The sequence below is a fragment of the Helicobacter cetorum MIT 00-7128 genome (assembly GCF_000259255.1).
Taxonomy (GTDB): Bacteria; Campylobacterota; Campylobacteria; order Campylobacterales; family Helicobacteraceae; genus Helicobacter; species Helicobacter cetorum_B.
In genome coordinates this window covers 1,871,065-1,893,800 of sequence record NC_017737.1, presented here as the reverse complement: position 1 = coordinate 1,893,800, position 22,736 = coordinate 1,871,065, and the positions used below count along the sequence as shown (strand labels likewise).

Sequence of the window (22,736 nt, the reverse complement as noted above, 5' to 3'; positions counted from 1 at the left end):
ATTAGAAAAGAGTCGCTATGAAAGTTAAGATAGGGTTGAAGTGTTCTGATTGTGAAGATATTAATTACAGCACAACTAAGAATGCTAAAACTAATACAGAAAAACTGGAGCTTAAGAAATTCTGCCCTAGAGAAAATAAGCATACTCTTCATAAAGAAGTGAAGTTAAAGAGCTAATTTTCTATTAAGGAGGGGGTTTTAATTAGATTTTATTAGGTCAGTAGCTCCAATGGTAGAGCGTCGGTCTCCAAAACCGGTTGTTGGGGGTTCGAGTCCCTCCTGGCCTGCCATAGATACCAACCTTTTAAATTACCGCACTATTAGGTCTAATTTTGACCGAAATTCCTTTGGTTTAATTTTAATTTAAGTTTTTTAAGATAAAATTTAAAGTTCATTAGTATGCAAGATAAAGGCGAGAGAACCCATGAGCAAATGGCTTATGCAATATAGATTAGCTAGGGAAGAGCTTTCTAAAGTAATATTCCCTATTAAGGAACAGATACGCAATGCGTTTATTTCTGTATTAGTGGTAGTGAGCATTATTACGCTATTTTTAGCGTTGTTAGATTTTGCTCTAGGGGCTTTTGTGTCTAGCATCTTGTAAAAGATGGTGGCTTTTAGATAAGGAGAATTGCAATGGATTGGTATGCCATACAAACTTACTCAGGAAGTGAGCAAGCTGTCAAAAAAGCGATTGAAAATCTAGTAAGCGATAACAACATGAAAGATAGAATCCAAGAGATTATCGTGCCTACTGAGGATATCATTGAAGCTTCTAAAAAAGGTAAGACCAAAGTAACAGAGCGCAGTCTTTATCCGGGGTATGTTTTTATTAAAGTAGATTTAGATACTGTTTTGTGGCACAAGATACAATCTTTGCCAAGAGTGAGTCGTTTCATTGGAGAAAACAAAAAACCTACTCCCTTGAACGATGCCGATATTGGGCATATTTTAGAAAAAATGCACAATCGTGCAGCGCCTAAGCCAAAAGTCTTTTTTGAGCAAGGGGAAGTGGTTCGTGTTGTTGAGGGGCCTTTTGCGAACTTTACCGCTACGGTTGAGGAATATGATATTGAACATCGCAAGCTCAAGTTAAATGTTTCTATTTTTGGTAGAAATACCCCAATAGAGATTTTGCATTCGCAAGTAGAAAAAATTATATAACATTTTAAGGAGATATTATGGCTAAGAAAGTAGTCGGAGAAATCAAACTTCAAATTCCTGCAGGTAAGGCAAATCCATCACCACCAGTTGGTCCTGCTCTAGGTCAAAGAGGTGTTAATATTATGGAATTTTGTAAGGCATTTAATGAGAAGACTAAGGACATGGGAAGTTTTAATATTCCAGTTATTATAACCGTTTATCAAGATAAGAGCTTTACATTTATTACCAAAAAGCCCCCAGTAACTGATTTGATAAAAAAAGCTTCAGGAATTGAAAAGGGTTCTGACAATCCGCTCAAAAACAAGATTGCAAAACTCACGCATAAGCAAGTGGAAGAGATTGCTCAATTAAAAATGGAAGATTTAAACACTACTACAATGGAAGCAGCAAAGAAGATTGTCATGGGTAGTGCTAGAAGTATGGGTGTAGAGGTTGTAGACTAATTCTCTAAAATTATATTTGGTGATTGAGTAAGAAATTTTTAAGGATAATTTGATGGCAAAGAAAGTATTTAAGAGGTTAGAGAAACTTTTTTCTAAAATTGAAAATGACAAAGTTTATGATGTAGAGCAAGGTGTTGGCTTAGTGAAATCTCTTGCTTCAGCAAAGTTTGATGAAACCGTAGAAGTAGCATTGAGACTAGGTGTAGACCCAAGACATGCTGACCAAATGGTTCGTGGTGCCGTAGTGCTTCCTCATGGAACAGGAAAGAAAGTAAGAGTAGCTGTTTTTGCAAAAGATATCAAGCAAGATGAGGCTAAAAATGCTGGTGCTGATGTAGTTGGTGGCGATGATTTAGCTGAAGAAATTAAAAATGGTCGCATTGATTTTGACATGGTTATTGCAACACCTGATATGATGGCCGTTGTGGGTAAAGTCGGTAGAATTTTAGGCCCTAAAGGTTTGATGCCAAATCCAAAAACCGGAACTGTTACTATGGATATTGCTAAGGCTGTAAGCAATGCTAAAAGTGGTCAAGTAAACTTTAGAGTGGATAAAAAGGGCAATATTCATGCTCCTATTGGTAAGGCGAGTTTTTCAGAAGATAAGATTAGAGAAAACATGTTTGAGTTGATGAGAACGGTTAACCGCTTAAAGCCTAGCAGTGCTAAGGGTAAGTATATTAGGAATGGTGCTTTATCACTCACTATGTCGCCTTCAATTAAGCTAGATGCTCAAGAATTAATGGATATTAAGTAGCCTAGAGGTTGCTTTATCTTAGGCTGAAGATCGTAAGGGTTTTTATAGAAAACTTGATTTATCTTGTTAGAGGTAGCCTTGCAGAGGTCTAGTCTAGAAAGGAGGAAAAATGCAAAAACAACATAAAATAGAGTTAGTAGCCAGTTTAAAAGCAGAGTTTTCTAATGCACAAGCTCTTTTAGTATGCGATTATAAGGGTTTAAGTGTTAGCAAGCTAGAAGTTTTAAGAAACAAAGCTCGTGTTCAAGGCATTAAGGTGCAAGTAATTAAAAATACTCTTGCCCATATTGCCATGAAAGAAGCTGGTTGTGTTCATTTGGACTTGAAAGAAACCAATGTATTTTTGTGGGGAGATGATCAAATCGCTCTTGCAAAATTGGTATTCGCTTTCCAAAAAGAGCATAAAGACTATTTTGCCTTAAAAGCTGGTTTATTTGACAAAGAGAGTGTTAGTGTTTCTCATGTGGAAGCGGTTTCAAAACTTCCAAGTAAAGAAGAGCTTATGGGAATGTTACTTTCTGTTTGGACAGCTCCAACACGCTACTTTGTTACTGGGTTAGACAATTTGCGTAAAGCTAAAGAAGAAAATCAATAACCTTATTATAGGGTTTGATTAAAAATATTTGAAGGATTAAATTATGGCAATTTCAAAAGAAGAAGTGTTAGAATACATTGGTTCATTAAGTGTTTTAGAGCTTTCTGAATTAGTAAAAATGTTTGAAGAAAAATTCGGCGTAAGCGCAACTCCAACAGTTGTAGCTGGTGGTGCTGTAGCTGGTGGCGCTGGTGCTGAGAGCGAAGAAAAAACCGACTTTAATGTAATCTTAGCTGATAGTGGTGCTGAAAAGATTAAGGTGATTAAAGTAGTGCGTGAAATCACTGGTCTTGGCTTAAAAGAAGCTAAAGAGGCTACAGAAAAGACTCCTCATGTTCTTAAAGAGGGCGTAAATAAAGAAGAGGCTGAATCTATCAAGAAGAAACTTGAAGAAGTAGGCGCTAAGGTTGAAGTAAAGTAACCTAGATATTTTGGAGAGACTTATATTGAGTCTTTCCTTTGCCTCTTTATGGCAAGTAATTTTGCTCCATAATTTTGTTTTATGGGCATATGGCTTAAGTGGTTAGTATTGCAGACGGGTTTTGGTCTTTAATTTTCGTCGTTGTAGAGCTATCATTAAAGTTCAAATAAAATTCTTTTGCAATGCTTACTTAATTTAAATTAAAACGCATTAGATATAATTCAAGATTTTTGATAAAGGCATAAGAGTATGGCAACAAAAATTTCCCTTAGAAACCGCCTAAGAGCTGATTTTACAAAAACCCCCACTGATTTAGAAGTTCCTAATCTATTGTTATTGCAACGCGATAGTTATGATTCGTTCTTATATTCAAAAGACGGCAGAGAGAGTGGGATTGAAAAGGTTTTTAAATCGGTTTTTCCTATTCAAGACGCGCAAAATCGTGTTACTTTGGAATATGCTGGTTGTGAATTTGGTAAGTCTAAATATACCGTAAGAGAGGCGATGGAAAGAGGCATTACTTATTCTGTGCCACTAAAAATTAAGGTGCGCCTTATCTTATGGGAAAAAGACGCTAAAACAGGTGAAAAAGCTGGCGTAAAAGATATTAAAGAGCAAAGTATCTTTATTCGTGAAATTCCTTTGATGACAGACCGCACTTCATTCATTATCAATGGGGTAGAGCGTGTGGTAGTCAATCAACTTCATAGAAGTCCTGGTGTTATTTTTAAAGAAGAAGAATCTAGCACTTCTTTAAATAAATTGATTTATACAGGGCAAATTATTCCAGATAGAGGTTCTTGGCTCTATTTTGAATATGATGCAAAAGATGTTTTATATGCTCGTATTAATAAGCGTCGTAAAGTGCCTGTTACTATTCTTTTTAGAGCTATGGACTATCAAAAGCAAGACATTATCAAGATGTTCTATCCGCTTGTAAAAGTGCGTTATGAAAATGATAAATATTATATTCCTTTTGAATCACTTGATGTGAGTCAAAGAATGGAATTTGATTTAAAAGATTCTCAAGGAAATATTCTTCTTTTAGCAGGTAAAAAACTTACTTCAAGAAAAATCAAAGAACTTAAAGAGAATCATTTAGAATGGGTTGAATACCCTATGGACATTTTACTTAATCGTTATTTAGCTGAGCCTATTATGGCAGGAGAAGAAGTCTTGTTAGATATGCTCACCCAGCTGGATAAGAATAAGTTAGAAAAAATCCACGATTTAGGCGTGCAAGAGTTTGTGATTATCAATGATTTGGCTCTAGGGCATGATGCCTCAATCATTCATTCTTTCTTGGCTGATTATGAGTCTTTGAGATTACTCAAGCAAACTGAAAAAATTGATGATGAAAACGCACTGGCAGCTATTCGTATTTATAAGGTTATGCGACCGGGTGAGCCTGTTACGACTGAAGTGGCTAAGCAGTTTGTCAAGCAACTCTTCTTTGACCCAGAGCGTTATGATTTGACAATGGTAGGTCGTATGAAGATGAACCATAAATTAGGCTTGCATGTGCCTGATTATATTACGACTTTAACACATGAAGATATCATTACTACCGTTAAATATCTTATGAAGATTAAAAATAATCAGGGTAAAATTGATGATAGAGACCACTTAGGCAATCGTAGGATTAGAGCGGTGGGTGAGCTATTGGCAAACGAATTGCATTCAGGCTTAGTGAAAATGCAAAAGACCATTAAAGACAAGCTTACTACCATGAGCGGAGCCTTTGATTCGCTTATGCCCCATGATTTAGTCAATTCTAAAATGATTACTAGCACCATTATGGAATTTTTCATGGGTGGTCAGCTTTCACAATTTATGGACCAAACTAACCCCTTGAGTGAAGTTACGCACAAACGCCGCCTTTCAGCACTGGGTGAAGGCGGATTAGTTAAAGATAGAGTAGGGTTTGAAGCTAGAGATGTGCATCCTACACATTATGGTAGAATTTGTCCTATTGAGACTCCAGAAGGTCAAAATATCGGTTTGATTAACACCCTTTCAACTTTCACAAGAGTGAATGATTTAGGCTTTATTGAAGCCCCTTATAAGAAGGTTGTAGATGGCAAGGTAGTAGGCGAGACTATCTATTTGACCGCTATTCAAGAAGACAGCCATGTGATTGCCCCAGCAAGTACCCCCATTGATGAAGAAGGTAATATTTTAGGCGATTTGATTGAGACTCGTGTGGAAGGCGAGATTGTTCTCAACGAAAAGAGTAAGGTTACCTTGATGGATTTAAGCTCTAGCATGCTTGTAGGCGTAGCCGCATCACTTATTCCTTTCTTAGAGCATGATGATGCGAACCGTGCTTTAATGGGAACAAACATGCAACGCCAAGCAGTGCCATTATTAAGAAGTGATGCTCCCATTGTAGGAACAGGGATTGAAAAGATTATCGCTAGGGATTCTTGGGGAGCGATTAAAGCAAGTCGTGCGGGTATAGTAGAAAAAATTGATGCTAAAAATATCTATATTTTAGGCGAAGGTAAAGAAGAAGCTTATATTGATGCATATTCTTTACAAAAAAACTTACGCACCAACCAAAATACGAGCTTTAATCAAGTGCCTATTGTTAGAGTGGGCGATAGAGTGGAAGCAGGGCAAATCATCGCTGATGGTCCTAGTATGGATAGGGGCGAATTAGCATTAGGAAAAAATGTGCGTGTAGCGTTTATGCCTTGGAATGGCTATAACTTTGAAGATGCGATTGTGGTGAGTGAACGCATTACTAAAGATGATGTTTTCACTTCCACACACATTTATGAAAAAGAAGTTGATGCCAGAGAGCTTAAGCATGGCGTGGAAGAATTTACAGCAGATATTCCTGATGTGAAAGAAGAAGAAGTCGCTCATCTTGATGAAAGCGGGATTGTTAAAGTAGGCACTTATGTGAGTGCGGGCATGATTTTAGTGGGTAAGACTTCGCCTAAGGGTGAGATTAAAAGCACTCCAGAAGAGCGGCTTTTAAGAGCGATTTTTGGGGATAAAGCTGGGCATGTGGTCAATAAGAGCTTGTATTGCCCCCCAAGTTTAGAAGGCACGGTTATTGATGTAAAAGTGTTTACTAAAAAAGGCTATGAGAAAGATGCACGAGTCTTAAGTGCGTATGAAGAGGAAAAGTCTAAGCTTGATATGGAGCATTTTGACCGCTTGACCATGCTTAATAGAGAAGAGCTACTGCGTATTAGTTCGCTTCTTTCACAAGCGATTTTAGAAGAGCCATTCAGTCATAATGGTAGAGACTATAAAGAAGGCGAGCAAGTTCCTAAAGAAGAAATCGCTTCTATTAATCGCTTCACTTTAGCAAGTTTGGTGAAAAAGTATTCTAAAGAAGTGCAAAATCAGTATGAAGTAACCAAAAACAATTTCTTAGAGCAAAAGAAAGTTCTTGGCGAAGAGCATGAAGAAAAGCTTTCTATTTTAGAAAAAGATGATATTTTGCCTAATGGTGTGATTAAGAAAGTCAAGCTCTATATTGCTACCAAGCGTAAGCTTAAAGTGGGCGATAAAATGGCAGGAAGACATGGAAATAAGGGGATTGTGTCTAATATCGTGCCTATTGCTGATATGCCTTATACCGCTGATGGAGAGCCTGTAGATATTGTGCTAAATCCTTTAGGTGTTCCCAGTCGTATGAATATCGGACAGATTTTAGAAATGCACTTAGGCTTAGTGGGTAAAGAGTTTGGAAAGCAAATCGCTTGCATGCTAGAAAATAAAACTCAGGATTTTGTTAAAGAATTGCGTGCAAAAATGTTAGAAATTGCTAATGTCGTCAATGAAAAAGACCCCTTAACGATTAAAACTCTTGAAAGTTGTTCTGATGAAGAGCTTTTAGAATATGCTAGAGACTGGAGCAAGGGTGTTAAGCTTGCTATTCCTGTGTTTGAAGGTATCTCGCAAGAAAAATTCCACAAGCTATTTGAGTTAGCCAAGATTGCAATGGATGGCAAAATGGATTTGTATGACGGGCGCACAGGCGAGAAGATGAGAGAGCGTGTGAATGTGGGCTATATGTATATGCTTAAGCTCCACCACTTGGTTGATGAAAAAGTCCATGCTAGAAGCACAGGACCTTATAGCTTGGTAACGCACCAACCTGTTGGTGGTAAAGCACTCTTTGGGGGTCAAAGATTTGGTGAAATGGAAGTGTGGGCTTTAGAGGCTTATGGTGCGGCTCATACTCTAAAAGAAATGCTTACCATTAAATCTGATGATATTAAGGGTAGAGAAAACGCTTATAGAGCTATTGCTAGGGGCGAGCAAGTAGGCGAGAGTGAAATTCCTGAGACTTTCTATGTATTGACAAAAGAATTACAATCACTCGCTTTAGATATCAATATCTTTGGAGATGATGTTGATGAAGATGGAGCACCTAAAGCCATTGTGATTAAAGAAGATGATAGGCCTAAAGACTTTAGTTCTTTCCAACTTACTTTAGCAAGTCCTGAAAAAATCTATTCTTGGAGTTATGGGGAAGTTAAAAAGCCAGAGACTATCAATTATCGCACCCTAAAACCTGAGCGTGATGGCTTGTTTTGTATGAAAATCTTTGGTCCTACCAAAGATTATGAGTGTTTGTGTGGTAAATATAAAAAGCCCCGCTTTAAAGATATTGGCACATGTGAGAAATGTGGTGTGGCTATTACGCATTCAAAAGTAAGACGCTTTAGAATGGGGCATATTGAATTAGCAACTCCTGTAGCACATATTTGGTATGTCAATTCTTTACCCAGTCGTATCGGCACGCTTTTAGGCGTTAAAATGAAAGATTTAGAGCGTGTGCTTTACTATGAAGCTTATATTGTTAAAGAGCCAGGTGAAGCCGCTTATGATAACGAAGGCACTAAACTTGTAGCGAAGTATGATATTTTGAATGAAGAGCAATATCAAAATATCTCACGAAGATATGAAGATAAGGGCTTTGTGGCTCAAATGGGTGGCGAGGCAATTAAAGATTTGCTAGAAGAAATGGATTTAATGGTCTTGTTGCAAGATTTGAAAGAAGAAGTTAAAGAGACTAATTCTGATGCTAGAAAGAAAAAACTTATCAAGCGTTTGAAAGTAGTAGAAAGTTTCTTAAATTCTGGTAATAGACCTGAATGGATGATGCTAACCGTTTTACCCGTATTGCCACCAGATTTAAGACCTTTGGTTGCGCTAGATGGCGGAAAGTTTGCGGTGAGTGATGTGAACGAATTGTATCGTCGTGTTATCAATCGTAACCAACGCTTAAAACGCTTAATGGAATTAGGTGCTCCAGAAATTATTGTGCGTAACGAAAAGAGAATGCTACAAGAAGCTGTAGATGCTCTCTTTGATAATGGACGCAACAATAATGCGGTTAAAGGAGCTAATAAGCGACCATTAAAATCGCTTAGCGAGATTATTAAAGGTAAGCAAGGGCGTTTCAGACAAAATCTACTTGGTAAGCGTGTAGACTTCTCAGGCAGAAGTGTTATTGTAGTAGGGCCTAATCTCAAAATGGATGAGTGCGGATTACCTAAAAATATGGCATTAGAACTCTTTAAACCACATTTGCTATCTAAGCTTGAAGAGAGAGGTTATGCTACTACGCTTAAACAAGCTAAACGCATGATTGAGCAAAAGAGCAATGAAGTGTGGGAATGCTTACAAGAAATTACAGAGGGTTATCCGATACTATTAAATCGTGCGCCTACTTTGCATAAGCAATCTATTCAAGCGTTCCATCCAAAGCTTATTGATGGTAAAGCCATTCAGTTACACCCGCTTGTGTGTTCAGCGTTTAATGCAGACTTTGACGGAGACCAAATGGCAGTGCATGTGCCTTTAAGTCAAGAGGCTATTGCTGAATGTAAGGTGCTTATGTTAAGTTCTATGAATATTCTTTTGCCAGCTAGTGGTAAGGCGGTAGCTATTCCTAGCCAAGATATGGTTTTAGGGCTTTATTATCTTTCATTAGAAAAGAGTGGGGTAAAAGGCGAGCATAAGCTATTCTCTAGCGTGAATGAGATTATCACAGCTATTGATACCAAAGAATTAGATATCCATGCCAAGGTAAGAGTGCTAGATAAGGGGCGCATTATCTCTACAAGTGCAGGGCGCATGATTTTAAAATCAGTGTTGCCTGATTTTATTCCTACTGATTTGTGGAATAGACCCATGAAGAAAAAAGATATTGGTGTGCTTGTAGATTATGTGCATAAAGTCGGCGGTATTGGAATTACAGCCACATTCTTGGACAATTTAAAAATGTTAGGCTTTAGATATGCAACTAAGGCTGGTATCTCTATTTCTATGGATGATATTATCACTCCAAAAGATAAGCAAGAAATGGTAGAGAAAGCTAAAGCTGAAGTAAAGAAAATCCAGCAACAATACGACCAAGGATTACTCACTGACCAAGAGCGTTACAACAAAATCATTGATACTTGGACTGAAGTCAATGACAAAATGAGTAAAGAAATGATGGCGGCCATTGAGCAAGATAAAGAGGGCTTTAACTCTATTTATATGATGGCAGATAGTGGGGCAAGAGGAAGTGCGGCTCAAATTCGCCAGCTTTCAGCTATGCGTGGTTTGATGACTAAACCTGATGGCACGATTATTGAAACGCCTATTATTTCTAACTTTAAAGAGGGCTTGAATGTTTTAGAGTATTTTAACTCTACTCATGGTGCTAGAAAGGGCTTGGCGGATACGGCGTTAAAAACAGCAAATGCGGGGTATTTAACTAGAAAGCTCATTGATGTTTCGCAAAATGTTAAGGTGGTAGCTGATGATTGTGGCACACATGAAGGTGTTGAAATCACTGATATTACTGTGGGTAGTGAAATGATTGAGCCTTTAGAAGAGCGTATTTTTGGGCGTGTTTTACTAGAAGATGTGATTGACCCAATTACTAATGAAATCTTGCTTTATGCAGACACCTTGATTGATGAAGAGGGGGCTAAAAAGGTCGTTGAAGCAGGAATCAAGGCAATTACTATTCGCACTCCAATCACTTGTAAAGCGCCAAAAGGTGTGTGTGCGAAGTGCTATGGCTTGAACTTGGGTGAAGGCAAGATGAGCTATCCGGGTGAAGCTGTAGGTGTGGTAGCTGCACAATCTATTGGAGAGCCCGGAACTCAATTAACTCTAAGGACTTTCCACGTGGGTGGAACAGCAAGTAGGAGTCAAGATGAGCGTGAAGTAGTAGCCAATAAAGAAGGTTTTGTGCGTTTCTATAATCTCAAAACTTACACCAATAAAGAGGGTAAGAATATTGTTGTAAATCGCCGTAACGCCTCTATTTTGGTTGTTGAGCCAAAAATCAAGGCTCCTTTTGATGGTGAATTACACATTGAAACAGTGTATGAAGAAGTCATTATGAGCGTTAAGAACAAAGACCAAGAGGCTAAATTTGTCTTAAGAAGAAGTGATATTGTTAAACCAAGCGAACTTGCTGGAGTTGGTGGTAAGATTGAAGGTAAGGTGTATTTGCCTTATACAAATGGACATAAAGTAAAGCATGGGGGAAGTATTGCGGATATCATTAAAGAGGGTTGGAATGTGCCTAATCGTATCCCTTATGCGAGTGAATTATTGGTTAAAGATAATGACCCTATCGCACAAAATATTCGTGCCAAAGAAAAAGGCACTATTAAGTATTATGTTTTAGAGGCTAACCACTTAGAACGCACTCAAGGAATCAAAAAGGGTCATATTGTTAGTGAAAAGGGCTTGTTTGCGGTAGTAGCTGATGAAAATAATAGGGAGGCAACTCGCCACTATATTGCTAGAGGCTCTGAGATTTTAATTAGTGATGATAGTGAAGTAAGTCCAGATAGTATTATTTCTAAGCCTACTACAGATGCTTTAAGCACTATTGCTACATGGGATCCTTATAATACACCTATCATTGCTGACTTTAAGGGTCATGTAAAGTTTGTGGATATTATTCCGGGCGTTACAGTTGCTGAAAAAGAAGACGAAAATACCGGTGTAACAAGCTTAGTGGTAAATGACTATATTCCTAGTGGTTATAAACCAAGCTTGTTGTTAGAGGGAGATAGTGGCGAAGATGTGCGCTATTTCTTAGAGCCAAAGACCTCTATTGCAGTAGCTGAGGGGGCTTATGTAGAGCAGGCTGAAGTTTTAGCTAAGATTCCTAAAGCAACCGTTAAGTCTAAGGATATTACCGGTGGTCTTCCAAGAGTTTCTGAGCTCTTTGAGGCAAGAAAACCTAAGCCCAAAGATGTTGCAATCCTATCTGAGATTGATGGAATTGTAAGCTTTGGCAAGCCGGTTCGCAACAAAGAACGCATTATTGTAACCTCTAAAGATGGGCGTAGCATGGAATACTTTGTGGATAAAGGCAAACAGATTTTAGTGCATGCTGAAGAGTTTGTCCATGCTGGGGAGGCTATGACAGATGGTGTGATTTCAAGCCATGATATTTTAAGAATTAGTGGCGAGAAAGAATTGCATAAATATATCGTAAGCGAAGTGCAACAAGTGTATCGCCGACAAGGGGTGAGTATCGCTGATAAGCATATTGAAATTATCGTATCTCAAATGTTAAGACAAGTGCGCATTTTGGATAGTGGAGATAGCAAGTTTATTGAGGGTGATTTAATCAGTAAGAAACTCTTTAAAGAAGAGAATGCTCGTGTTCAGCTTTTAGGTGGTGAGCCAGCGATTGCTGAACCGGTGCTTTTAGGGATTACTAGAGCAGCTATTGGAAGTGATAGTATTATTTCAGCTGCATCTTTCCAAGAGACAACAAAGGTCTTAACTGAGGCAAGTATTGCTATGAAGAAAGACTTCTTAGAAGATTTGAAAGAAAATGTTGTTTTAGGAAGAATGATTCCTGTAGGAACCGGACTTTATAAAAATAAAAAAGTCGTGGTTAAAGTGCATGAAAGTAGCCCTAAAGAGGCTTAAATAAAAAAAATTAGCTAACCTAAGATTTCTAAAAGAAATTTTAGGGTAGAATGAGACAACTCGTAGTTTGAAATTTTAAGAATAAGGAAAAATAGTGCCTACTATCAATCAGTTGATTAGAAAAGAAAGGAAAAAGGTGGTTAAAAAAACTAAATCACCTGCGTTAGTGGAATGCCCTCAAAGAAGAGGCGTTTGCACTAGAGTTTATACTACAACCCCTAAAAAGCCTAACTCGGCTTTAAGAAAGGTTGCTAAAGTTCGCCTAACTAGCAAGTTTGAGGTGATTAGTTATATCCCAGGTGAGGGACACAATTTGCAAGAGCACTCTATTGTGCTAGTGCGTGGCGGTAGGGTTAAAGACCTTCCCGGTGTGAAGTATCATATTGTGCGTGGTGCTCTAGATACTGCTGGAGTAAGCAAGAGAACAGTTTCACGCTCTAAATATGGAACTAAAAAAGCTAAAGCATCTGCTGATAAGAAATAAAGGAAAGCATATATGAGAAGAAGAAAAGCGCCCGTTAGAGAAGTATTAGGCGACCCTGTTTATGGGAACAAGGTAGTTACAAAGTTCATCAACAAAATGATGTATGATGGCAAAAAGAGCGTAGCTGAAAAGATTATCTATAAAGCTTTTAACAAGATTGAAGAAAAAAGTGGCGAAAAGGGTATTGAAGTTTTTGAAAAAGCCCTAGAGAGAGTGCGTCCTTTGGTTGAAGTTAGAAGTAGAAGAGTAGGTGGGGCTACTTATCAAGTGCCTGTAGAAGTAAGAGCAAGCCGCCAGCAGTCGCTATCAATCCGTTGGATTTTGGAAGCTACTAGAAAGCGCAATGAAAGAATGATGGTAGATAGATTAGCTAATGAACTTATGGATGCAGCAAGTGATAAAGGTGCGGCTTTTAAGAAAAAAGAAGATGTGCATAAAATGGCAGAAGCCAATAAAGCATTCGCACATTATCGTTGGTAATTGGAGTTAGAATGTCTAGAAAAACCCCATTAAATAGAATTAGAAATATTGGTATCGCCGCTCACATTGATGCCGGAAAAACCACTACATCTGAGAGAATTTTATTCTATACAGGTGTGAGCCATAAGATTGGCGAGGTGCATGATGGTGCTGCGACAATGGACTGGATGGAGCAAGAAAAAGAAAGAGGGATTACCATTACCTCTGCAGCAACAACTTGTTTTTGGAAAGATTATCAAATTAACTTGATTGACACTCCGGGACACGTGGATTTTACCATTGAAGTAGAACGCTCTATGCGTGTGTTAGATGGTGCGGTTTCAGTGTTCTGTTCTGTTGGAGGCGTGCAACCTCAAAGTGAGACCGTATGGCGTCAAGCAAATAAATATGGCGTGCCCAGAATCGTATTTGTCAATAAAATGGATAGGATTGGGGCAAATTTCTATAATGTAGAAAATCAAATTAAGCAACGCTTAAAGGCTAATCCTGTGCCTATCAATATTCCTATTGGTGCTGAGGATACCTTTAAGGGTGTTATTGACTTAGTGCAAATGAAAGCTATCGTTTGGAACAACGAGGCAATGGGAGCAAAATACGATATAGAAGAAATCCCTAGCGATTTATTAGAGAAAGCTAAGGAATACAGAGAAAAGCTTGTAGAATCTGTTGCTGAGCAAGATGAAGCCTTAATGGAAAAATACTTAGGCGGTGAAGAATTAAGCATTGAGGAAATTAAAAAGGGTATCAAAGCAGGTTGTCTAAGCATGAATCTTATTCCTATGCTTTGTGGTTCTTCTTTTAAAAACAAAGGTGTGCAAACTTTACTAGATGCAGTAGTTGATTATTTGCCAGCTCCTACAGAAGTTGCTGATATTAAAGGAATTGACCCTAAGAATGAAGAAGAAGTCTTTGTTAAATCTAGTGATAATGGCGATTTTGCTGGCTTAGCATTTAAAATTATGACTGACCCTTTTGTGGGACAACTCACTTTTGTGCGTGTGTATCGTGGTAAGCTAGAGTCTGGTAGCTATGTATATAACTCTACAAAAGACAAGAAAGAGCGTGTGGGAAGACTTCTTAAAATGCACTCTAACAAGAGAGAAGATATTAAGGAAGTTTATGCGGGCGAGATTTGTGCGTTTGTAGGATTAAAAGATACACTAACAGGTGATACTCTTTGTGATGAAAAAAGCCCAGTTGTTTTAGAAAGAATGGAATTCCCTGAGCCTGTAATTCATATTGCTGTAGAGCCTAAGACTAAGGCTGACCAAGAAAAAATGGGCGTAGCTTTAGGAAAGCTTGCTGAAGAAGACCCAAGCTTTAGAGTGATGACTCAAGAAGAGACCGGACAAACTCTCATTGGTGGTATGGGTGAGTTGCACTTAGAAATCATCGTAGACAGATTGAAAAGAGAGTTTAAGGTAGAGGCTGAAATCGGCCAACCACAAGTTGCCTTTAGAGAGACTATCCGCTCAAGCGTAAGCAAAGAGCATAAATACGCTAAACAAAGCGGTGGTCGTGGGCAATATGGGCATGTATTCATTAAGCTTGAACCTAAAGAGCCGGGCAGTGGGTATGAATTTGTGAATGAAATTTCTGGCGGTGTGATTCCTAAAGAATATATTCCAGCTGTTGATAAGGGTATCCAAGAGGCTATGCAAAATGGTGTTTTAGCGGGTTATCCGGTAGTGGATTTTAAAGTTACTCTTTATGATGGTAGCTACCATGATGTGGACTCTTCAGAAATGGCGTTTAAAATCGCTGGTTCTATGGCGTTTAAAGAGGCAAGTCGTGCGGCTAATCCGGTTTTACTAGAGCCTATGATGAAGGTGGAAGTAGAAGTTCCTGAAGAGTATATGGGTGATGTGATTGGTGATTTGAATAGAAGAAGAGGTCAAATCAATTCTATGGACGATAGATTGGGCTTGAAAATTATCAATGCGTTTGTGCCATTGGTTGAGATGTTTGGCTATTCTACTGATTTACGCTCAGCTACTCAAGGGCGTGGGACTTACTCTATGGAATTTGACCATTACGGCGAAGTGCCTAGCAATATCGCTAAAGAAATTGTAGAAAAGCGCAAGGGTTAATTCTTTTTTGGAGGGGGGATTTTTATATTGCTACACACTTTTGCGTAGTTATCTTTTCTTTTGATTAGACTTTCTTTGAACTTGTTAAATCTTTTTTTAGTTGATATATTATTGAGTTGTTGCTTAAAAGCCTAAGCGTTTTTTAAAACATTTGTTTCTAGTGCTTATTTGCTTTATAAAATCTTTGCAATGATAGAGCCTTTTAATTAAGTTTGTATTCTTGGTGGCAAAAAGGATTAAATTGTTATAACATAGAAAAGTTAGAGCTGAAAATGATGGGCGATAAAAAATAAAGTAGAACTACGCTAGATGTCTATAGGTAGCGCACGCATTGAAATACGCAATACATTTATACTTAAGTGATTTGTGATTGCTTAATGCAATTAGGTTGATAAAGAGCTAGTAGCTAAGCACTTTTAAAAAATAAATTGATTACTAGCTCTCATTTCGTTAGCTAATAATAGGGAGTTTTACAACATTTTAAAAAAACTTGAGATAATCAATAAGTATTGTAAGAGATAACTTTTTATTATATTTAAAAAAGTAAGTTTAGGTATAATATTAATGAGTTTTATATTGATTATTGCCAAACTTAAATAGGGGTTGTAGTATGCAATTTGAAGAAGTCATTGAAAAAGATTATATGATATTTGTTGATACTTGTAGCTTTATACAAAAAGATAGCGAAAAAACTTTTGGGGAAATTGCTCCCAAAATGATTGCTTACAAGAGAAAAATAATTATGTTGAAATCTGTCCAAAATGAGATTTCAAAGCACCTCTATTACAAAAACCCCAAATTGAAAGACAAGTTTTTGGTAGAACTAGATAAAGCAGATTTAATAGAAATAGACATGGAATTTGATAGTAGTTTTGCTGACAATGATTTTCAAACCCTTTTTACAAAATTGAGACTCAAATATAAATTGTGCTTGATTACTAATGATTTTAATTTGAGTAAAGATATTTTAAAGCTTAAAAGCTCAAAATCTATTCATAAAGTTAAGGGTATTAAAATCTTTCGTGTTTCTCCTAAGGGGCTTATAGATTTTGAAAAATAAAAGCGTTTTATTACAGATAATAAATTTAATATTTTTTGTTTAATCTCATTAAGGACTATATCTTTAAGATAAACCATTTTTTAAAATATATAATTTAAGAGATTATGATACTTTTTTGTTTCTATAAGTTGTAAGGTCATAATAAATACTTTAGATGATTTTCTTGGCTTAGTGTTTTAATGAAATGTTTTAGTGTTATTTTAAATTTCAACACTAGGAGCAAGTTTGATTGTTATAGAAATGGCTCTAAAATACTTCTAGTAAGTAGCAATCAAGCCCTACATTAAAGGCAATCAATGTGATAAAATGGATATGAGAAAATGTGTCTAACCCACTTTGCCATAAAAAGTTTGCATAGCCTCTTGACTCAATGAGATATTAGGCTCATTATTGTATGCGAACACGCATAGAATACGACACACCTCGCCCTTTGTTTTATTGACCTTATGCAGACTATCACGCCCCCTAAAAAGCACTAATGTGCCTTCATCTTGACCAAGGCTTTGATAAGACCAAGTGCTAGAAACAATTTTGTGCGCTAAATCATATCCCATATCATCATGCTTAGAATCACGCACATCTTTGACAAAGCAAAATTCCCCTCCACCTAGTGGTTTTTGAATGAGTAAGGTAACAGCAAATGACGAATTATCAAAATGCCAATTAAGCCCTTGATTATCCTTGGCATAATGGATATTGATACTAGAGAGTTTATCTGCATAAGGATAGAGATTTTCCTCTTCTAAAACAAAGGCTAAAAAATCTTTTAAATCAGAGCTATTATAAAGCTCTCTTAAGGGTGAGTCAGAGTTAATGTAATTATCTGTAATGCAACCTTTTTCACTCATCAAATCTAGGTTGCGAATATGTGAATCTGAAAAATTATTATCCTTTTTTTGCAAGTAAATATTATGTGTGTTCTGTGTGTAGTAGGCGAGATGTTCTTTGGCAAGTGCCTCTTGCTTGATTTGTTCTAAAACTTGGGGTTCTATGAAATGAGGCAAAATCATAATGCCATCTTTCTGTAAAATACCCTTGCAATTTTCTCTAAAAGTCGTATTATTGAGAGTGTATTGTGTGTTTATAATTTGCATGTTTAACTCCTCATTTTATCACTCTTATCGTAAGCGTATGGTATCAAAGTTTGGAGCTTTTATGTTTAATCATCATAATATCTTAATCTTTTTAGGCAAGATATTATGATTTTAATTATTTTGTATTACTCAGATTCTTTAATGTCTTTTAGTAACTCTATGGCTTTTTCTATTAAGTCTGTAGAGTCATCTTTTTTAGGATAGGGTAAATAGTATTTCATCGGTGTTTCTGATGTTTCTATTTGGTAATCCTCTATGATAGATTCTTTTAACTCAAAACTTTCTTCTAGTTCTAATGCTAAACCCTTTTCATCAAAATAAAAGGCTTTGATTTTATTAGGAATGCTAGGGTGTTTTACTTCATTTTGTGAATAAGGCTCATAGGCTAAATTGAATTTATCGCAAATCGCTTTTAAATAAGGATTAATGCGTTTTGCCACATCTGAGCGCCTTCGCACATATATCTTCTCTAAATAATTTTTTTGCATATCATAAAAAACCACTAGATTTTCATCTTTATCCCACATTTTTTTAAAAACATCGTATTTAAAGAAATAATAACGCCATTCTTTTCTTTTGTTTTCATGCCACTTAATCACTTCTTCTTTTTTACGAGCTACTAATTTTTGAATGTTTTTTCCCTCATTCTTATATTCGTTTAGCAGTTGATTAAACGCATTTTTTCTATTCTCTGTAACTTCTGAGACTAAAAAAAACTCAAAACACCCTTGATAACCATAAAAGTATTTTTTATTGCCATAAAACGACCCAGTCAATTTACCTTCTTTTATAATGTCTTTTAGGCAAATGCAAATCGTATTTTGGTCTTCTTTTTCAAGTAGGTTGCATAAAAATTCAATGCTTTCATTGAAATGATTTTCATTAAAATCTTTAGCGTTGTTAGGCAAGATAATATCAAGCTTTCCTTTAAAATAAGGCTTATCTTCTAATTCTTTAAGTTTTGCTTTGATATTAGGGTGTTCTTTTAGAATTTGAGATTTTAAAATTTCATGCTTAAAGCCTTTAATATTGCTTTGCTTGTGCTCTAAAATTTCATAAATATTTTGCTCTGCTATTATAGGCATAAAAAATTCTAAAACCTTAGAAATATTGTTTTCTCCAAAATTTAGATTAAGTGTTACCGCTCTTGTGTCAAAGTTATCATGACTTTCTATCACATTGCGTATCACATGGATAAAATCCATTAAATAAGATTCATTGATTTTATTTTCATGTTTTATTACATAAGCAATAAGCATAAAAATAAGCGTTTGTTCGCTTAAAGTTAGTTTTTCATGTCTCTCCACTAAAATATCTCTAACAAAATCTATTGTCTCATCTTTTTTGCGACTAAAAATTTTAACTTTATCTTGTGTGTGGTGTGTGCTAAAAATTTCACGCCCTAATTTTCTAATGTCCTTTATATATTCTAAGGCATAGTATAAAAAATCTAAATTTTCTTGTTTTTCATAAAGCCCTTTTGTAAAGATAATATCTTGGATATTTTCAGACAATTTTTCATTATCTTTAAGATAGAGCATTTTACTAACAAATTCAATATAGTTTAAAAACATATCTCCTACAAATTCAGGCTCTTTATCAAATTCATTTTTAAACTCCCATATAGTATCTTGCCATGCTTTATCAAACCTTTTTGCAAATTTTTTCTTATAATCTAATTGCTCATAAGAGATAAGCAAACTTTCAAACTTAGCCTTAAAATTTTCAAAATCACTTAAGGGTTTGCCCCTTGCATTCATTTTGATATACAAATCTTCACCTAATTTGAAAGTATCTAATTCCAAAATGTCAAATGAAATGTTTTCTAAATTTGCATAACAAGTCTGTAAGGTCTTTAAATCAACATTTTTAAATTTTTCATGGATTTTTTTTAACACATTAAGCATAGAGCTTATCGTAGGGTCTTGTTGATAAAAGGGCATAAACCATGCACTATCAATAATTTGTTTTTTTAAATTCATACCATTATGAAAATCTTCTTTATAACCACAATATACTAATTCACAACAAAATTCCTTAGAGCTACTTCTAGTTTGGTAAGTAAATTTTTCTAAATACCTAATATCTTCTTTTAAAAATTTGCCTAAATACCAAGAAAGCAAAAATAAGGTCGTTAATCTTTGCTGACCATCTAAGGGGATAAATTTATTGTCTTTCACACTTCCATAAATAAAATCTAAATGCAATTTTGAAGATTTTGTCAAACTTTCAAATAAAGCTTGTAAAAAACCTTCACAAATTCTTTTACTTTCGCTATCTTGTCTGCCTTGGGCATAATCTCTTTGGATAATAGGGATTTCAATAGAATATTTTTCAATTAATTCCTTAAAATTAGAGCGCTTAGTGGGGTTATTATTTTGCATGTTCTTCTTCCTTTAAATTTAAAGCTTTGCTAATGGCGTTGATAATGGCTTTAAAATAGTTCTCTGCATCATCGTTTTCCCAAAAATTAGAGAGATTTTTGCTGTAGTGTTTCATAAAAACATTTTTAGAACAAAGGGGGATAAAACTATGTTCTTTTTCTTTTAATATTTCTCTTTTAATCATAAACGCATGGTTAGAAAACGCACTATTATCTTCTTTGCTTAAAAGCGTAAGATTACCTATAGCATGAAGTTTTTCACTATCAAACTTTTCTATAAATAATTCCTTATAGTCTTGTGTCTCTTTAATTAATTCATTGATTTTATCTTCGTCATCTTTACTAAGTCTTGTTCTATCTTTCTCATTATATATCCCTTTATTTTTAAGTTCTTCAAGTAATTTTAAAGTCTTTAAAAACCTTTCATCATTTGCTTCAAAAATCTCTAATTCTTTAGAATATTCAATAAAATCTTTGAGCCATTCTTTCAAGCTTTCTTGTGTGATATTGTCATTAGTTTGTGGGTAAATATGTTCTAAAGACCATGTTGAATTTTTATAACGCTTAAAATCAAAATAATGGTTGTTTTGCTCGTCATTAAGAATGGTAGCAATATTAAAAAACAAAAGCGTATTTTTTAATCTGTTGTCATCATTATTATATTTAAGTTCTTGTAACTCATCTCTTAAGCTCGTGTTATCTTGTATGTCTGATAAACCTAACTCTTCTTTAATTCTTTCATAAAGCTCTTTTTTAAACTCAGATTTTGTAAAATGAAGAGATTTTTTATATAAACTTTTTAATGTCTCATCTTGCTTGTTATTGCTAGTAGCTACTAAAAAACCTATTAAATGATAAAGCTCTCTGTCTTTTTGCCAACTTTTAAACGTTAAAAAAATCTTTTTAATATTTGTGTCTTTTTTGTCCTTTTCTTCCAATTCTTTAGGGTTTTCTTGCGTATTACTAACTTGATTGCTCCATAGATTTAAAAAATTTCCTTTTTCTTTACACTCTGCTAAATAACGATATAAAGCGTATTTATCGTTCAAATCTAGCTTTTTATTCTTAACAAAAGCAAGAATTTCAAATAAAAGCTCTATTTTTGTGATTCTCTCTTTAGAACTTAAAAAATAATAAAAACTTTCTTCTTCTAAAGCATAAGACATTTCATCAAATTCTTTTGCCATTTCAATTTGGCGCTCATGACTATCTGTATTTTTAAAGTTTTTAGCATGTAAAAATAAGGCTTTGATAAGTTCGGCGTTGGTTAAGGGGATTTTATTGGTATTAATACGCACAAAAAGCTCTTGCTCTTTATCATTATTATCCAATTCATACCAAATGATACGCACATTGTTGGCTATATCATTCTCTGTATTTTCTCTATTTATAAATGTAAGTGCACTATAAATTTTATCATCATCAATTTCACATAAATATTCATCGCTTTCTTGATATGCTTGATACATAAAAAGATAATCTATATTAATATTAGATTCTTCTTTGGTTTTTTCTATAATATTATCTAAAAATTCCTTACTATCTTTTCTTGTTTCGTATTCTAGGGTAAAGCTTTCCAGACTGCGTTTTTGCAATTTATCTTTAAAGTATTTTAAAATAATGAAAATCGTTGTCAGACGCTGTTGGCCATCAATTAAAACATAACGCCCTTGTTCATCTTTTTTAACAATTATAGGTTGTAGGCAATAAAATTCTCCCCTTTTTCTATCATCTCTGCTTGAAAATTCCCATATATCTTTTAATAAATCTTTTACTTGTTGCTTATCCCAACGATACCCTCTTTGATAAGAGGGTATAATAAATTGTAGGGCTTTCTTATTTTTCTTTATATTGCCAAGAAGTTCGCCTATACCTTTAATTTCAATTTTTGCCATATTGTTTCCTTGATTTAACTTGAGATAATTTTATCACAAATTAAAAAATAGAGTTTTTAGCAAAAATTAGGTATAGACGGAATAATAATTATTCAAACACAATTTCTTCTGACTTGATATCACTCCCATAAACAGGCTCTAAAGTCTCTTTATAAGCCTCTTTTAAAAAGCCTTCATTGATGAGTTGTTGCACTTCGTTATTAAGCCATTCTAACAACTTAGGATTACCCTTTTTAATCGCTGGGGCAATCACATCTTTATCGCCTAAACTTGTAATAGCGACTTTAAATTCAGGGTGTTGCTTTGCCCATGCAAAGAGCAAGGTATTATCGTGGGCTAGTGCCTCGCCTCTATTATTTAAAAGGGCTAGAAAGGTTTCGGTATTTTGTTCAAATTTCAATAATTTGATATTAGGATAGTTTTTAGTGAAGTAGAAATCCGCTGTTGTGCCTTTATTTACAATGAGGGTTTTATCTTTTAATTCTTCAATATCTTTAATCATGCCATTTTTTGACACTACTCCTAGGGCTACTTTCATATAAGGCTTGGCAAAATCTACCACTTCTTTGCGCTCATTTGTTTGAGTGAAATTAGCCATAATAATATCCACTTTATTAGCTTTTAAAAATTCCACTCTAGCAGAGGCCTCTACAGGAACAAACTCTATCTTATTTTCATCGCCTAATAAGTCTTTGGCCATGCGTTTAGCGATATAGACATCAAAGCCTTGATACGCCCCTTTAGAATCTACAAATCCAAAAGGGGGTTTATCGCTAAAAACACCTATACGCACCACGCCTTTTTGTTTGATTGAATCTAGGGCGTCTAGTTTGGGCTTATCAGAGCAAGCATTAAATATGAGTGTTACTAAAACTAGTAAAAATCCCCATGTTTTTAAAAAATTCTTTGTCATTATCAGTCCTTTTTATTATGAAATAAAATGGCT

The 22,736-nt window shown here is 35.3% G+C and carries 16 protein-coding genes and 1 tRNA gene; 13 read left to right on the top strand and 4 right to left on the bottom strand.

Annotated features, from left to right (window positions below; genetic code table 11):
- The first annotated feature begins 17 nt into the window (after positions 1–17).
- From rpmG to HCW_RS08590, 13 genes are all read left to right on the top strand, one after another.
- Positions 18–176, top strand: a complete 159-nt coding sequence (rpmG, locus tag HCW_RS08650; RefSeq protein ID WP_000865160.1) for a 50S ribosomal protein L33 — start codon at positions 18–20, stop codon at positions 174–176.
- A gap of 37 nt (positions 177–213) precedes the next feature.
- Positions 214–289: transfer RNA gene (locus HCW_RS08645), tRNA-Trp, on the top strand.
- Positions 290–423: 134 nt separating this feature from the next.
- The gene (gene secE / locus HCW_RS08640) at positions 424–603 is read left to right on the top strand and encodes a preprotein translocase subunit SecE (RefSeq protein ID WP_014661831.1); all 180 of its coding nucleotides are present in this window, start codon (positions 424–426) and stop codon (positions 601–603) included.
- 32 nt (positions 604–635) lie between these two features.
- Positions 636–1,163, top strand: a complete 528-nt coding sequence (gene nusG, locus HCW_RS08635) for a transcription termination/antitermination protein NusG (RefSeq protein WP_014661830.1) — start codon at positions 636–638, stop codon at positions 1,161–1,163.
- 17 nt (positions 1,164–1,180) lie between these two features.
- Positions 1,181–1,606, top strand: coding sequence for a 50S ribosomal protein L11 (rplK, locus tag HCW_RS08630; protein WP_014661829.1), 426 nt, complete (start codon positions 1,181–1,183; stop codon positions 1,604–1,606).
- Positions 1,607–1,658: 52 nt separating this feature from the next.
- Positions 1,659–2,363 (top strand): 50S ribosomal protein L1, encoded by a 705-nt coding sequence (gene rplA, locus HCW_RS08625; protein ID WP_014661828.1) that lies wholly within the window; start codon positions 1,659–1,661, stop codon positions 2,361–2,363.
- Positions 2,364–2,472: 109 nt separating this feature from the next.
- Positions 2,473–2,958, top strand: coding sequence for a 50S ribosomal protein L10 (gene rplJ, locus HCW_RS08620; RefSeq protein WP_014661827.1), 486 nt, complete (start codon positions 2,473–2,475; stop codon positions 2,956–2,958).
- Between the two features lie 43 nt (positions 2,959–3,001).
- Positions 3,002–3,379, top strand: a complete 378-nt coding sequence (rplL, locus tag HCW_RS08615) for a 50S ribosomal protein L7/L12 (RefSeq protein ID WP_014661826.1) — start codon at positions 3,002–3,004, stop codon at positions 3,377–3,379.
- A gap of 249 nt (positions 3,380–3,628) precedes the next feature.
- Entirely contained in the window at positions 3,629–12,304 is an 8,676-nt protein-coding gene (locus HCW_RS08610; RefSeq protein WP_014661825.1) for a DNA-directed RNA polymerase subunit beta/beta', read from the top strand.
- 94 nt (positions 12,305–12,398) lie between these two features.
- The gene (gene rpsL, locus HCW_RS08605) at positions 12,399–12,788 is read left to right on the top strand and encodes a 30S ribosomal protein S12 (RefSeq protein WP_014661824.1); all 390 of its coding nucleotides are present in this window, start codon (positions 12,399–12,401) and stop codon (positions 12,786–12,788) included.
- A 12-nt stretch (positions 12,789–12,800) separates the two neighbouring features.
- Entirely contained in the window at positions 12,801–13,268 is a 468-nt protein-coding gene (rpsG, locus tag HCW_RS08600) for a 30S ribosomal protein S7 (RefSeq protein ID WP_001254365.1), read from the top strand.
- A gap of 11 nt (positions 13,269–13,279) precedes the next feature.
- Entirely contained in the window at positions 13,280–15,358 is a 2,079-nt protein-coding gene (gene fusA, locus HCW_RS08595; protein WP_014661823.1) for an elongation factor G, read from the top strand.
- 610 nt (positions 15,359–15,968) lie between these two features.
- Positions 15,969–16,418 (top strand): hypothetical protein, encoded by a 450-nt coding sequence (locus HCW_RS08590; protein ID WP_014661822.1) that lies wholly within the window; start codon positions 15,969–15,971, stop codon positions 16,416–16,418.
- Between the two features lie 326 nt (positions 16,419–16,744).
- Here HCW_RS08590 and HCW_RS08585 read toward each other — a convergent pair whose 3' ends face one another.
- From HCW_RS08585 to HCW_RS08570, 4 genes are all read right to left on the bottom strand, one after another.
- On the bottom strand, positions 16,745–17,512 hold the full coding sequence (locus HCW_RS08585) for a hypothetical protein (protein WP_014661821.1): 768 nt from the start codon (positions 17,510–17,512) through the stop codon (positions 16,745–16,747).
- 125 nt (positions 17,513–17,637) lie between these two features.
- The gene (locus HCW_RS08580; protein ID WP_014661820.1) at positions 17,638–19,896 is read right to left on the bottom strand and encodes a DUF262 domain-containing protein; all 2,259 of its coding nucleotides are present in this window, start codon (positions 19,894–19,896) and stop codon (positions 17,638–17,640) included.
- Positions 19,886–21,790 carry a DUF262 domain-containing protein gene (locus HCW_RS08575; RefSeq protein ID WP_014661819.1) on the bottom strand — a complete coding sequence of 635 codons (1,905 nt, stop codon included), beginning with the start codon at positions 21,788–21,790 and terminating at the stop codon, positions 19,886–19,888. Before HCW_RS08575 ends, HCW_RS08580 begins: the two co-directional genes overlap by 11 nt.
- 88 nt (positions 21,791–21,878) lie before the next feature.
- Positions 21,879–22,703 carry a cysteine ABC transporter substrate-binding protein gene (locus HCW_RS08570; protein ID WP_014661818.1) on the bottom strand — a complete coding sequence of 275 codons (825 nt, stop codon included), beginning with the start codon at positions 22,701–22,703 and terminating at the stop codon, positions 21,879–21,881.
- Positions 22,704–22,736 lie beyond the last annotated feature (33 nt).